The organism is Occallatibacter riparius, from assembly GCF_025264625.1.
Classification (GTDB): domain Bacteria; phylum Acidobacteriota; class Terriglobia; order Terriglobales; family Acidobacteriaceae; genus Telmatobacter; species Telmatobacter riparius.
In genome coordinates this window covers 2755877-2768984 of sequence record NZ_CP093313.1, presented here as the reverse complement: position 1 = coordinate 2768984, position 13108 = coordinate 2755877, and the positions used below count along the sequence as shown (strand labels likewise).

The 13108-nt window shown below is 59.7% G+C and carries 12 protein-coding genes; 3 read left to right on the top strand and 9 right to left on the bottom strand.

The features are described 5' to 3' along the window. Positions 1 to 7: 7 nt before the first annotated feature. Positions 8 to 568, bottom strand: coding sequence for an RNA polymerase sigma factor (locus tag MOP44_RS11230; protein ID WP_260796126.1), 561 nt, complete (start codon positions 566 to 568; stop codon positions 8 to 10). A 162-nt stretch (positions 569 to 730) separates the two neighbouring features. Between MOP44_RS11230 and MOP44_RS11225 the strand changes: the two genes are divergently transcribed. After that, positions 731 to 1048 (top strand): hypothetical protein, encoded by a 318-nt coding sequence (locus MOP44_RS11225; RefSeq protein WP_260796125.1) that lies wholly within the window; start codon positions 731 to 733, stop codon positions 1046 to 1048. Between the two features lie 98 nt (positions 1049 to 1146). Here the strand turns inward: MOP44_RS11225 and MOP44_RS11220 are convergent, their stop codons facing one another. From MOP44_RS11220 to MOP44_RS11195, 6 genes are all read right to left on the bottom strand, one after another. Then, entirely contained in the window at positions 1147 to 2622 is a 1476-nt protein-coding gene (locus tag MOP44_RS11220; RefSeq protein ID WP_260796124.1) for a NapC/NirT family cytochrome c, read from the bottom strand. A gap of 129 nt (positions 2623 to 2751) precedes the next feature. Continuing rightward, positions 2752 to 3063: a c-type cytochrome gene (locus tag MOP44_RS11215; protein WP_260796123.1), complete on the bottom strand. Its 312-nt coding sequence runs from the start codon at positions 3061 to 3063 to the stop codon at positions 2752 to 2754. A gap of 99 nt (positions 3064 to 3162) precedes the next feature. Further along, a complete protein-coding gene (locus tag MOP44_RS11210; protein ID WP_260796122.1) occupies positions 3163 to 3480 on the bottom strand; it encodes a c-type cytochrome in 318 nt (105 codons plus the stop codon). A gap of 160 nt (positions 3481 to 3640) precedes the next feature. Then, positions 3641 to 3961, bottom strand: a complete 321-nt coding sequence (locus MOP44_RS11205; RefSeq protein WP_260796121.1) for a c-type cytochrome — start codon at positions 3959 to 3961, stop codon at positions 3641 to 3643. A gap of 231 nt (positions 3962 to 4192) precedes the next feature. Next, on the bottom strand, positions 4193 to 6571 hold the full coding sequence (locus MOP44_RS11200; protein WP_260796120.1) for a hypothetical protein: 2379 nt from the start codon (positions 6569 to 6571) through the stop codon (positions 4193 to 4195). Positions 6572 to 6586: 15 nt separating this feature from the next. After that, the gene (locus tag MOP44_RS11195; RefSeq protein WP_260796119.1) at positions 6587 to 7483 is read right to left on the bottom strand and encodes a DmsE family decaheme c-type cytochrome; all 897 of its coding nucleotides are present in this window, start codon (positions 7481 to 7483) and stop codon (positions 6587 to 6589) included. A gap of 566 nt (positions 7484 to 8049) precedes the next feature. Here MOP44_RS11195 and MOP44_RS11190 point away from each other — a divergent pair. Both MOP44_RS11190 and MOP44_RS11185 read left to right on the top strand, forming a co-directional pair. Beyond that, complete coding sequence (locus tag MOP44_RS11190) at positions 8050 to 8835, top strand: Crp/Fnr family transcriptional regulator (protein ID WP_313901064.1); 786 nt, start codon at positions 8050 to 8052, stop codon at positions 8833 to 8835. A gap of 186 nt (positions 8836 to 9021) precedes the next feature. Further along, positions 9022 to 9588 carry a nuclear transport factor 2 family protein gene (locus MOP44_RS11185; RefSeq protein ID WP_260796118.1) on the top strand — a complete coding sequence of 189 codons (567 nt, stop codon included), beginning with the start codon at positions 9022 to 9024 and terminating at the stop codon, positions 9586 to 9588. 59 nt (positions 9589 to 9647) lie between these two features. Here the strand turns inward: MOP44_RS11185 and MOP44_RS11180 are convergent, their stop codons facing one another. Together MOP44_RS11180 and mnmG are read right to left on the bottom strand one after the other, a co-directional pair. After that, positions 9648 to 10787, bottom strand: coding sequence for a DmpA family aminopeptidase (locus MOP44_RS11180; RefSeq protein WP_260796634.1), 1140 nt, complete (start codon positions 10785 to 10787; stop codon positions 9648 to 9650). Positions 10788 to 10976: 189 nt separating this feature from the next. After that, positions 10977 to 13046 (bottom strand): tRNA uridine-5-carboxymethylaminomethyl(34) synthesis enzyme MnmG, encoded by a 2070-nt coding sequence (gene mnmG / locus MOP44_RS11175; protein ID WP_260796117.1) that lies wholly within the window; start codon positions 13044 to 13046, stop codon positions 10977 to 10979. Positions 13047 to 13108: the final 62 nt, after the last annotated feature.

Below are 13108 nucleotides of genomic sequence, written 5' to 3'. Positions count from 1 at the left end.
GGACGCCTCATTTCGTACTCATCTCCTTGTGAAGGTTCTCGAGTCGGCGTCGCAGCGTGATCACCGCGTAGCGCTTCCGCGAGAGCAAAGTGTTGATACTGATCCCTGTTTCGGCTGCCAGTTCCTTGAAGCTGCGGCCCTCCACCTCATTGGCAACGAATACCTCGCGTTGTTCCGGCGGCAACTCGGCAATAGCTGATTCAAGCGCCTGCAGAAGCTGCTTCCGCAGGTACGCAGCTTCAGGCCCCGCATCCGGCGATGGCAGCAGGTCTTCGAATTCCAGCATCTCGCCGGCATCGCCTTCCGCGGCCATATCGCTGAACAGATCCGGCTTCTTCTTCCGGAACAAGTCCGTTATCCGGTTTCGCGCCACGCTGAACAGCCAGCTCGAAACCGTATCGATCGGCATGAGCAGCCGGTGCGCCCGAACCAGTTCGTAGAAGACCTCCTGCAGGATGTCTTCCACATCCTCGCCCGCCGGCACGCGCCGTCGAATGAAGTTCCGCAGGCGCGAGCTCTGCTCCGCCATGACTTCAGAGATCTGCCGGTCTTGCTCAACGGAAGTCATCGCGCGGATACCTTGCTCATCCAAAGCTGAAGACGAAGTGAAAGCGCGATTATTTTAGGCCGGGCGAAAAGAATCGGGTGAAATTTCCGGAGCTATTCGTCCCCAGAACACAAATAGGGCGTTCAAACCAACTTTGAACCTCCAATTCGAATCTTTATCTATATGAAGACCAGATTCTACGTACCGGCAATGTTCCTCGGCGCCGCCCTCATGTGTGTACCGGCTCCCGGGTTCAGTCAACAGACCGACACGACTCAGCCCCAGACCCAGGACAATGGCTCTCAGGCGAAGCAGGACATGAAGAGTGCCGGCCACGAAACCAAGAACGCCGCGAAGGATGCAGGTAACGGCGTGAAGCACGGAACCAAGAAGGCCTATCACTCCACCAAGAACGGCACTAAGAAGGCTTGGCACAAGACGAAGAGCACCACCAAGGGCGCTGCTGAGGGAGCCAAAGAGGGAGCACAGCAGCCGCAGTAAAGCAGCCTTCTCCGCATCACCAGCACCAAAAAAGAACCGGAGGCTCGAGCGGTTTGCCGGGCCTCCGGGAGTTGGTTGCAAGGTACTGCTGTGAAGCTCTATTGCTGCGCGATGCCGAGGTCCGACAGCACCTTGGGCTGCTTCTCGTCCACCACCAGCAGGTTGTGGCACGCGGCGCAGTCATTGCTAATCGTCTGCTTGCTGTCCTTGGTTGAGTGGTCGCCGTCGTGGCAGCGGAAGCACCCCGGATAGCTCATGTGCCCAATGTGATTGGGATGCGTTCCCCACGTCACCTTCATCTCCGGAAACACATTGTGCGTAAAGATATTCACCAGCCCATCGCCGGCCGCCTTGATCTCGGCCGACTTCGCCGCGTACACATCGGCGTGCTGTGTGCGATAGAACGCATCGAGTGCAGCGGGAATCTTCTGCTGCGCTTCCTCGCTCGATGAATAAGTGGCCTTCAGCAGTTCAAGGCCTTCCTTGTGCACCCACGGCAAATCAGGATTGATGACCCGGTCAGCCATCGCGCGATTCAGCGCATCTTCCGCGGTCTGCATCGTGTGCGCTGCGCGATTATGGCAATCCACGCAATCCATCGTGCGGCGCTCGCCCTTGGGCATCTCCCCTTTCAGAGACGAAGCAGCGTAAGTTGTCTTCGACCCGTCAGGATTCGTGCGCTCGATCCACGGAATCTCCGTGCGCGTGGCATCCGTGCTCATGTACTCGATGTGCCCCAGGTGCACGCCATGAATACCAAGCAGGTTCGAGAGCGAATCTCGTCCGCCCAGGTGCAGCACCAGCACGCTCTGCGTCTGCGAGTTCTTCTCATCATCCGCGAAGGTCGACTTGACCAGCAACTTATCGCCGTAGAACCGGGTAGGCGTATGGCAGTTCTCGCAGGTGTCGCGTGCAGGACGCAGGTTATGCACCGGCGATGGTATCGGCTGCGGATACGTAGGAATCAGCTTGGGCGCGACACCAGCCACCGGCCGCAGCGTGACTTCGATCAGCTGCTTGGTGCCGTTCACTTTGGCTTGAACGTAGGATCCTGCACCTGAGCCGATGTGGCACGCGACACAATCAACATGTGAGTGCGCGGAAACCTGGTAGGCAGCGTACTCCGGATGCATCACATGGCACGATTTGCCGCAGAACTCAGCGGAGTCCATATACGAAGCACCGCGATAGCTCGCAACGGAAACAACCAGGAGGTTGACGATCGTCGCGATCAGGACGATGTCGATCCCATGCCGGAAAATGCGATCGTTGAGATCGATCTTCGGATACTCCGCGGGAATCGTGCCCTCTCTCCGCAAACGCCTGCGGCGGATGATCATACCGATCGGGATCAGTGCCAGACCGAGTATGAACAGCGCAGGAAGAATCAGGAAGAAAATGATATTGAGATATGGATTGTCGATCGAGTGGCCGACGATCTCAAGAACCCAGTGGCCGATCATCGTTACGCCGGCCGCCGTGGTAATGGCGCCGCCGGCAAGGCTTATCGGGTTATTGCCGAAAAACAGCGCCGGCCGAACCCAGTGTTCGCGAAATCTCCCTAGAATGGGCAAGTGACCTCCCCAGGTTCACCGCATAAAATGGCCCGCCCCATCGCATCTCCACCGCAATAACGCACTACTGGAGAAACCCTGTGCGGGCCATGAGTCCAACAACTTCTACTTCGGGCACTGCAAGTCGAACTACTTCAGCGTGCGGAAATACTCCACACTGGCCTTGATCTGGTCGTCGGTCAGCTTGCCGGCAAAAGCCTTCATCTTGCCCTTGCCGTTCTTCACTGCGTCGATCTCATCCTTCTCGCTGGCCGTGTACTCCTTGGCGGGCTTGATATCCATCATCTTCGCCATGCCGGCATTCGGTGTGCCAGTGCTTCCATGGCAGCTCTGGCAGTTCGCCTTGTAAATCGCATCGCCCCCACTTTGGGCGAAGCTCACAGTGCCGGCCGCGGCCAAAACCATCGCCAACACTACCTGCTTCCGAATCATGTTCTTCATCTCATCACTCCCTGGAATTTAAAACCCGGCAGGCGATGGCGAGTTGCCTGGCCCTTACTGCTTATTGCACGATGCGCCCAAAGGCGAATCGCAGGACCCCTACTTCACAAAAGTGCGATAGTACGCCACAGAGTCCTTGATTTGGGCATCGGTCAGCTTTCCCTTGTAAGCCGGCATCTTGCCCTTACCATCCGTTACCACTGCGATCATCTGGTCTTCCGTCATCGCCTTCACATCGGCGTCATTCGCGGGCTTCACCTTCATCGCCTTGCCCGCGCCAGTGTCCGCCATGCCCGTTGCGCCGTGGCAGCTCTGACACTTTGCTTTGTAAGTGTCGGCGCCCGCCTGCGCCATCATCGGTGCGACCCCCAAAAGACCCAGCAGAACCATTCCTGCCATTCTGATCCTGGTATTCATCCCGTGACCTCCGTGTTGGTACTGCCTTCGTTCAAGCGAGCACATTCCGAGGGGCCGGAAATCACGCCGCTAAGGTCTTCTGCGATGCGGGCCGGCGGAGATGGTCAGGATTCAATCATCCCCACCCCGGCTCGCGCAACCATAGAAAAATCCGAACTGCTTACTTGGCAAAGGTCCGATAGAACTCAACCGATGCCTTGATCTGGGCGTCGGTCAGCTTGCCTTTGTATGCAGGCATCTTCCCTTTCCCGTCCGTCGTTACGGCGATCATCTCGTCCAGCGTCATCTTCTTGACATCCGGATCGGTCGCCGGCTTTACCTTCATGGCCTTACCCGCGCCGCTGTCTGCCAGGCCCGTTGCGCCATGGCAGCTCGCGCACTTCGCCTTGTAAACGTCAGCGCCCGAATCCTGCGCCAACACTGGTGCAACCGCTGAAAAAGCAAGCAGCACTAAACCTGCGACTCTGGCCTTTGTATTCACTCGAGAAACTCCTTTTCCCTTGTGACGTCCCCGTTGTAGGGCGACACTTCCCGTCCCGACCTGCCAGGACAGAGAATGCCGAAGGCTATGTCTGCGGCGCTGCCAATTGCCAGCCCCGCCGCTGAGTCTGCCGGGCCCTTTCGCCCTGGCTTTGCTTCAGAACCAGGGTTGATGTTGCGTTGAGGTGTTGCGGCAAGGCTGGCCTGAATTCCATCCTTGCCGCAGTAATTGCTAAAACTGGTGTTTCACGCCCAGCGTGAAGATGTTGCCGTTAAAGTTCCGCGGCGCCGGACCCGGTGCTCCTGCTTCTGCATAATCAGGACGGTTCCAGTCACCATGCCACGACCACTTCGGCGCGATGTGAATGATGAGGTTCGCATACGGATACCAGTACGTTGAATCCAACGCGCCCGGAACCATGTTGGGATTCAGCATCTCCGCGCTACCGGTGACATGATTCACTCGGCCGCCTACATCGAACCCAACCCACTTCGACCCTGCGTAGTTGAACATGCCGTTGAAGAACGTCATTGGAGCTTCGTACAGGCCGTTCCCCAGCAGCGTGTTGCCGCTGGCGGAATTGGTGCAATAGCCGCCCGGCACCGCATCAGGCGGCGCTGGATTCGCCTGGTAGCAGAGGTCCGTTCTCGAGTACACGCTATCGTGCGCGAAATCGACATCCAGACCCATATTCTCCCGCGGCGTCACATGCACGTTGAAGCTGAAATCGTTGTTATGCTCCTTGTGATTGACCGTCGGATCGTTGTTTTCCGCGTAGTACAGAATGCCCGCGGCCGCGACGCTGATCCAGTGCGCCGGCTTGATCTGCGCCCGCGCGCGGAAATCATTAATCCGGTTCGGCGCCTCGCGTGTGTAGGTATTCGTCGTCGTTGCAGAACCCGACGAACTCGAATGCATCAGCTCGTAGTTCAGATTCAACCGGAACATCGACGACGGCTGCAGAACGGACCCTATCAGCAGCCAGTTCTGGTGCCAGGCCAGCGTCGGATCGTCGTCGAGGCTGATCTCCCGATTATTGAAGCGCCACCCGCCGGTCAGCTTCACCTGCGGCGTTATCGTGAAGATGCCCAGAGCCGTGTTGCCAATGTTCTTATGCGCCAGATAGTGCGAGTCCGTATTGAGCACGGTATTCGCCGTCAGGCTCGGATCGTTCAGCGGCGTCAGCATCGACGTGCCGTACTTCACCGGTGGCCCCTTCTGAGTAGCGACTCCCTTCAGCGTGAACTCATTCCACGCCGTCTCCCCCGGAACCCGAACATCCCAGTAATCCACCACGTCCGAAACAGCCACGATCGGGTTGATTTCGGCGCGTACGCTGAAATCGCCATTCACGTTGATACGCTTGTTGTTCGCCAGATGCCCGTTCGGCAGCGCGCCGGTGTCGATGATCTCCCTGTAGAGCGTACGGCTGTTCAAACCGATGAACGTCTGATTGAAGCTGTTCACCCGGCTGTTGCCGCCGCTATAGAGGAACCGCCCGTTCATCACGAGTTTGTCCGTCACCTTCGACGCAAAACGCATCTGCTCCGTCGGGAAGCTCGTCCGCGTCGGCGCAGTCTGGTCCTCGGTCGTAGTGCCGCTGCAGAACGGATTCACTACCCCGTTGACCACCGCGAGCGTATAGTTCGCCGTACCCGAGGTACCGCACTTCGATGTCGTCAGCAGGTTCACTCCCACAGTTACCGGCTGCCCGTTAGGCAGCACAAACGGTGGAGGAGCAAGGTGGTAGTTCGTATCGCCCTTGTAGAAAACAAGGAATTGGTCGTAGCTGACTGTCGTGTTGTGGAAAGGCTTGTAATCCACGCCTCCCACCCACGTATCGGTCGCGTTCCGGAACCACATGTTCTCCTGCACGTCGCCGCCCTGGTGAATCGTCGAGTACGACGGCCCTTCGTGCGTGTTGTGGTTGTAACCAGCGCGGAAACTGAACAGCGATACCGGCAGAACCGTCAGCAGCGTATCCGTGTTCCGGCGTACCGTGTTGTACAAGTGCAGTGAGTTCGGCTGCGGCACAAGCTGGTTCGGCCCTAGCAGCGAATTCACCAGCAGGTTGTAGTCAAAGTACTGACGGCTGCGGCGGAAGCTGCTCCCGAAGTCATACCACTTGCCCTTCGAGAAGCTCAGATACGTCGCATCGTAAGGATCCCCGCCATATCCAAAGCTTGAGCTGCTCAGCGTATCGAAGAACGGCGTCTTGTGCGGGTCGACGGTGTGCATCTGCACTTCCTGCCCCAGAACCCGTGCGCCCGTGGTCTGGTTCACCATCGTTGCCCACATCGCCCTGCTGCCATTCTTTTCCGCGAACCGCCCGCCCAGGTCAACCATCGAGTGAACCTGGTAGCCGCCCATCGTCTTTCCGTTCGTGTCCGCAGGAGGCTTCGCCTGCGTAGGCGCCGGCTTCGGCGGCGTCGCAGGCTGCTGAGGTGCAGCGGGCTGGCCCGCCGCAGGCGGAGTTGTTGGTTCCTGTGCATAAGCGGCGAGAGCCAATCCACCGGCCACCATCGTCGCAACCAAAAGGGTGCGCCACCGGGAAACCATCCCGGCCTGCGACCCGCCCAGACTCTTCGCTGAATATGTCTGATTCGTCATCGCTCGCCCCCTTTCCTAGTGCGTGTTGAAGAACACCGGGCTGACATTCGACCCGTGTATGTCGCTGTGGCACATCGTGCACGACTGGTACTGCGTCGCCTGGTTGTGCGCCGGTCCCTGCGGCTCACCCGTCGTAAAGCTGGGAGAAACCGAGTGGCACTGCAGGCAGATCGTGTTCACGTTCGCCCTGTTCAACAGCCGAGGATTGGGGCCGCCGTGCGGGAAATGGCATGAAGTGCAGCCTTCCGTTTTGACCACCGCGTGCTCATATACGAACGGACCAGCCGTCTCGCTGTGACACTTCGTGCAGACCGCGTCCTGCTGCGCCGATGCGCGCAGCCCCTTCTGCTTGAAGGTGCCGTGCGGATTGTGGCAGTCCGAGCAGTTCACCGCGCCTTCTTCCACGCGGTGATGGAACGGCATCGAGAACTGCGGCTTCACATCGGAATGGCACTGGAAACACAAAGTCGGCTGCGCCAGTTTGAGAAGGTGTTCCGGATCCTTGCCCGCGTGGACGCTGTGGCACCCAACGCAGCTCACGTTCCCTTCCCCGTGGCCTGACTTCTCGAAGTTGGCATGCTGGCCCTGGTGACAGCTCAGGCACTTCGCGTCAACTTCCTTGGCCGAGGCCTTGGCGGGATTGAAGATCTTCGTTACATCGCCGCCGCCGTCCACATGGGCCTTGCCCGCACCATGGCAGTTTTCGCAGGTCACGCCCTGCTTGCCATGCATCTGGGCCATTTTGGTGTGCGGATTCGCCGCGAATTTGGTGGAAACTTCTTCGTGGCATCCGGAGCAGGTCTCCGATCCGACAAAGTCCGAAGCGGCAGCCGGAGTGGTACCCGGAGCAGCCGCCTGCTTGCCCGCGGGCTTCGCGCCCGGAACGGCCAGTGCGCCCGTGGTCAGTATCAAAGCCCCAAATAAGAGGTATGAACAAGCTTGCAGTTCTCGTTTCTTTCCCGGAACCGCACGACGTATCAACTTCAGTAACGGATTACCGATCAGCATGAATTCCGCCTTGCCTCCAAGCTTGTGGCCCCTCGCACCGTTCTCCCTGTGATCAGGGCCACCTAGGATGCATCGGCTCCAATACCCAAATCACAAGTTTTTTGCTTCTCAATTCGGCAACTGCCGTGCGCAGCGTCACCTTACTGTGTGAGCTTACCCGGGGATAGTGGACTTGCTCGGTGATGTTAATCACACGCCATACGCTCCAAGTTGGTCAGATAAGCCCTCCCAATCACATCCGGAAAACTGACAGTCGTTCCCCCCGGGGAGTCCCGGGAGGGGATCCCGGGCATTCCTCTGTGCGTAGTTCGCCCGCCAGAGCCATGGAATATCGCGAAAAACACTCATGACCGTGAGCCTCGTCACATTCGTGGAGGCGAAACTTGGCCAATATTGGTACAAGGAAAAATCTACTCGGGGCCGGAACTGCTTCGGGTATTCGACCGCCCTGGAGCCTCGGTGGACGGCAAATGCCCTTGGTAGCGGCAGAAACGAAGTTTGACATGGCGGATTTAGGGCAATTTCCGATACCTCACACGCGAAACCGGTTCGTCTCACGGCAATCGCCGGTGGGGTGTGCGGCCTGTTCCAATCGGCGCCCTGGGTGGTTCTGCTCTCTCGGTAGCGCTGTCCTGGCCGATCTTGAATTAGCTACTAGCACCATCGCTTTGCCGGCGCAGGCACCCCTGTTTACCCAGGGCGAAGACGCCCGCTGCCTTTATCTGATATGCAGCGGTTACATGAAACTGACCTCGTGCCGTGCGCACGATAAACAAATGATCGTCCGGGTCGCGGGGCCTGGCTCCATGCTCGGCCTCTATGCCGTGCTCTCGCACGGAGTCTACGAAGTCAGCGCCGAATCGCTCACGCCGGCACAGTTGCGGCCCGTCGAGCGCGATCGCTTCCAGAGCTTCCTGCGGGCCCACAAGGAAGCCCAGATGCGCGCAGTCCAATGCATCTGCCAGGAATACCGGTTTGCCCTGCAGGACGCCTGCCGCATCGCGCTGGCTGAAACGGTGGCCGGACGTCTCGGGCATCTGCTCGTGGACCTCGGCAACCAGATTGGCGAGACCCTGCCCTCAGGGGAAATCCGTTTCCCCCTGTTGCTGACCCACGAAGAAATGGCATCCATGACCTGCACCACGCGTGAGACGGTCACGCGAACCCTGGGCCAGTTCCGCAAAGATGGCTGGATCTCGATCGAGGACGCGCTGGTGACAATTCACCACCTCGATCCGCTCGAATCGCTGCAGTAGCATCGATACCGAACTCCTACGTTCCCAAGGCCGGGATGGCATCACGCTATCCTGGCCTTTTTGCGGCATTTAGCATGAGCCACCCTCACTCCCAACCCTCCATGAGCCGGCCACCAAAAACCCGCAACTGAAACCGTCCTGCGGAGTCAAAGAGATATCATCATGACACATGGAGTTTTTCACTCGATGACCCGGAAAATGCTTTGTTTCATTGCAGGTTTGCTCTCTTGTGTCGCGGTCGCCGCGCAGGATCAGGCCCCCGCGCCCGAAGCCACCGCGAAGCCCGGAATTACCTCCACCGCGCCCCCTGAGGTGCAGACCTTTCAGAAGATCGAAGACAAATGGGATGACGCGGTCAACGCCCGCGACCAGTACGCCCTGGAACTTGTGTTGTCTCCTGTCTTTGTGGGTATCTCAGCCACCGGCGACATCACCACCCGCAACCAGGAACTGGCCGGCGTCATCAGCGGTCAGGACAAAATCGACCATCTCGATCAGCGCGTGATCACCGTCCGCATGCTGGGCGATATCGCCGTCGCCAACGGCACCTACAAGCTGCACCGCAAAGGCAGTTCCGGCTCGGTCGACGAGAAGGGCGTGTTCACCCATGTCTTCGAAAAACAGCGCAATAGCTGGATCTGCGTGAACTCGCAGCGAACCATCCTCCGCGAAGACGGCCCCCCGGGCAAATCCAAGAAAAAGCAGGGCAATGGCGCGGAACAGCCGTTCCACATCCCCCTGATCTCCAAGTAGTAAGGCAATGAGAACTTCGCGTCTGACTCGCTGACCTGCCGGTTCGCTGACTGGTTGCCCTACCGCTGATACTTCTTCATCAGCCTGGTCAGCTCATCGTGCGGCAGTGCGGGAACCGTGTGCCCATCGACGCCCGTCATGGTCTTCGCCGCCACCATCGCATTCACAATCGCTTCTTCGGTGGCCTGCACCGTCGCCTCGAACAACGCGCTGATCTTCTCGTTCGAGACGGTCTCCACCTTATTTGGACCCGGCGCATTATCCGCATTCGCATTCGCCGTCGAGAAAGCTATGAAGATATCCCCCGATCCATTCCCCGAGATCGACCCCGTCCGTGCCAGCCCCATCGACGCCCGTCTCGCAATCCGCTTCAGCTGGTGGGGCAGCAAAGGCGCATTCGTTCCAACAACAATGATGATGGAACCCACATCCCCGCGGGAGTTACTGCCCGGCGCATTGGCCGCCTGCTCGGCTCCCATGGGAATCTCCTTGCCCACCGGTACGCCCGCAATCGTCAGCAGCCTCCTCTGGCCGCAGTTGCACTGCACCAGCACGCCTACGGTGTAGCCGCCGTCCTCCTTCGCAATCACCCGTGACGATGTCCCGGTCCCCCCCTTGAATCCATAGCAGATCATCCCCGTCCCGCCGCCGGTATTCCCCTCGGCAACCGGCCCCGATTGCGCCGAATCGAGCGCCGAGAAAACATGCTCCGGCTTCACGTGGAATCCGTTGAGATCGTTGAGGTAGCCATCCCAGGTCTCCGCCACCACCGGCAGCGACCACTCGTCTTCCTTCACAAACTTGTTGCGCAGCGCCCACTGAATAATGGTGTCCCGCACCACGCCAACGCTGTGCGTGTTTGTGATCCCGATCGGCCCTTCCAGCAGACCGGACTCCTCCACCCACGCGGTTCCAGTCATCTCGCCGTTGCCGTTCAGGCTGAACCAGCCCGCATACGTGGGATGTGTATCGTTCTTGCCGCGCGGAAGAACGGCCGTCACCCCGGTCCGAACCGGCCCCTCCCCCACCTTCAGCGGCCCATCCCCCCGAATGATCGTGGTCGTGCCAACCTCCACACCCGGCACATCCGTGATGGCGTTGAAAGCTCCCGGCGTCCCGTCGAACGGCACACCCAGGTCCCTTGCCCGAACAATTCTGGAATCGTTTTGCGTCATCGCCACCTGTGCGCTCAAGAACATTGCCAAACAGCAAACAGAGAGCTTGTGCATGCCAAAGTCTACCGCCCTCTGCACAGCTTCACGGTACCTGCCAGCAGGAACCTAAGGGGTGACTTGCTGACTCGCTGGCCCGGAACAATTCGCGGGTGCCCCGTCCAAGCTCCGCTTGGGCAGGAGGGATTTCTCCACTTCCATGAAATTCCCGTCGCTCTATGCAGTCTCCACCCGATCCACCGCTCGCCGCGCTCCCTGCAGTCGGATCGACACATGCACCAGGCTCAACGCCGCCGGCGTCACACCCGGAATCCGGCTCGCCTGCCCGATCGTCTGCGGCCGCACGCGTTCCAGCTTCTCCCGCATCTCGCGGCTCAACCCGCTGATCGCCCCATACTCCAGCCACTCAGGAATCGACACAGCCTCCGCCGCCTTCAGCTTCTCGATCGACTTCTTCTGCTGGTCCAGATACCCGGCAAACTTGATCTCCGTCTCCACCGCCCGCGCTTCATTACGGAACGCCGCCCGCGCCACAGCATCATCCGGATGCCGATCAACAAATTCGGCCAGCACCGGCTCCTTCCGCAAATCCTCCGCAAGCGCCCGCATCACCGGCTCAATCGTCACTTCCGGCCGCTTCAACAGTTGCGCCCAGGTCAATCCCGCCACCGCCGTAAGCCCACCCAGATCCGCCGCATTCAATGCTTCCGCGTCTACCTTCCGGATATTGAGCAGCTTCTCCAGCGCCACCATGCGCGCCTGCTTCTGTTCGTACTCTGCCCACGCCTCGTCGTTGATCAGCCCCAGCTTCCGCCCATACGGCGTCAGCCGCCGATCGGCGTTATCAATCCGCAGGTGCAGCCGGAACTCCGCCCGCGACGTAAACATCCGGTACGGCTCGTTCGTCCCCTTCGAGATCAAATCATCGATAAGAATCCCCGTGTAACCCTCGGTCCGATCCATCGTGAAAGGCGCCTCTCCCTTTACCCACAGCGCTGCATTGATCCCCGCCATGATGCCCTGGCACGCCGCCTCTTCATACCCGCTCGTTCCGTTGATCTGCCCCGCAAGATAAAGCCCTTCCATCGACTTCACCTGCAGCGAGCGGTCCAGCTCCGTCGCATCCACTGAGTCGTACTCGATCGCATATCCCGGCCGCAGCAGTTCGGCCTCATCGAGCCCGGGGATGGAGTGCACCATCCGCCACTGCACCTCCATCGGCAGCGAGGTCGACATGCCATTGATATAAACCTCGTGCGTATTCAGCCCCTCGGGCTCCAGAAAGAACTGATGCTGCGTCTTATCAGGAAACTTGACGATCTTGTCTTCGATCGACGGGCAGTACCGCGGCCCCACCCCCTCGATCTGTCCCGAATACATCGCCGACCGATGCACGTTCTCGCGGATCAGCCGCAGCGTCTCCGGCGTGGTAAACGCGATGTGGCACGAGATCTGCGGCTGCACAATCTTCTTCGTCCTGAAGCTGAACGGCGTGGGATCCGCGTCCCCCGGCTGCTCCTCAAACATGTGCCACTTGATCGTGCGCCCATCCAGCCGCGGAGGCGTGCCCGTCTTGAGCCGGCAAGTCCGCAGCCCCAGCCGCCGCAGGGCCTCGCCCAGCAGAACCGACGCCGGCTCCCCGCTCCGTCCCGCCGGATACCGCTCCTCACCACAGTGAATCAACCCATTCAGAAACGTGCCGGTAGTAATGATGGTGGCCCCCGCCATCAGCTGCCGCCCATCCCGCAGCCTGAGGCCCACAACCTGTCTGCGGCCACGCTCTTCTACTCCCTGCTCCCTACTCCCTACTCCCTGTCCTTTGCCTTCCTGTTCCCTGTTCCCTGTTCCCTGTTCCCTGCCTTCCGGTCCCTGGTCCCTGGTGCCTGGTCCCTCGTCCAAGACGAGATCCACGACCTCAGCCTGCCGTATATGCAGCCCCGGCTGACCCTCCAGCACCTCCCGCATCTTCACGCGGTACTGCGCCTTATCGCACTGCGCCCGCGGACTCCACACCGCCGGACCCCGCGACGTATTCAGCAGCCGGAACTGAATCCCGACGGCATCCGCGACCTCGCCCATGATCCCGCCCAGCGCGTCCACCTCGCGCACCAGGTGCCCCTTGGCTACTCCACCCACAGCAGGGTTGCAGCTCATCTGCGCGATGAGGTCCATATTCATGGTGATGAGCGCGGTCTTGAGCCCCATCCGTGCGGCGGCCATGGCGGCCTCGCACCCGGCGTGACCGGCGCCCACGACGGCGACATCGTATTGTTCAGTGAAAGCCATCCATTCTTATTCTACGGGTGGACTACTTTCAGTCACCCCGATCACACCACCGCCCTCGCTAC

What these genes read in the sequence shown, in the direction of transcription:
- MOP44_RS11200 (WP_260796120.1), bottom strand. Translation starts at nt 6,571, where the DNA reads ATGACGAATCAGACATATTCAGCGAAGAGTCTGGGCGGGTCGCAGGCC.
- MOP44_RS11185 (WP_260796118.1), top strand. Translation starts at nt 9,022, where the DNA reads ATGACCCGGAAAATGCTTTGTTTCATTGCAGGTTTGCTCTCTTGTGTC.
- MOP44_RS11180 (WP_260796634.1), bottom strand. Translation starts at nt 10,787, where the DNA reads ATGTTCTTGAGCGCACAGGTGGCGATGACGCAAAACGATTCCAGAATT.
- MOP44_RS11190 (WP_313901064.1), top strand. Translation starts at nt 8,050, where the DNA reads ATGCCCTTGGTAGCGGCAGAAACGAAGTTTGACATGGCGGATTTAGGG.
- MOP44_RS11215 (WP_260796123.1), bottom strand. Translation starts at nt 3,063, where the DNA reads ATGAAGAACATGATTCGGAAGCAGGTAGTGTTGGCGATGGTTTTGGCC.
- mnmG (WP_260796117.1), bottom strand. Translation starts at nt 13,046, where the DNA reads ATGGCTTTCACTGAACAATACGATGTCGCCGTCGTGGGCGCCGGTCAC.
- MOP44_RS11230 (WP_260796126.1), bottom strand. Translation starts at nt 568, where the DNA reads ATGACTTCCGTTGAGCAAGACCGGCAGATCTCTGAAGTCATGGCGGAG.
- MOP44_RS11225 (WP_260796125.1), top strand. Translation starts at nt 731, where the DNA reads ATGAAGACCAGATTCTACGTACCGGCAATGTTCCTCGGCGCCGCCCTC.
- MOP44_RS11210 (WP_260796122.1), bottom strand. Translation starts at nt 3,480, where the DNA reads ATGAATACCAGGATCAGAATGGCAGGAATGGTTCTGCTGGGTCTTTTG.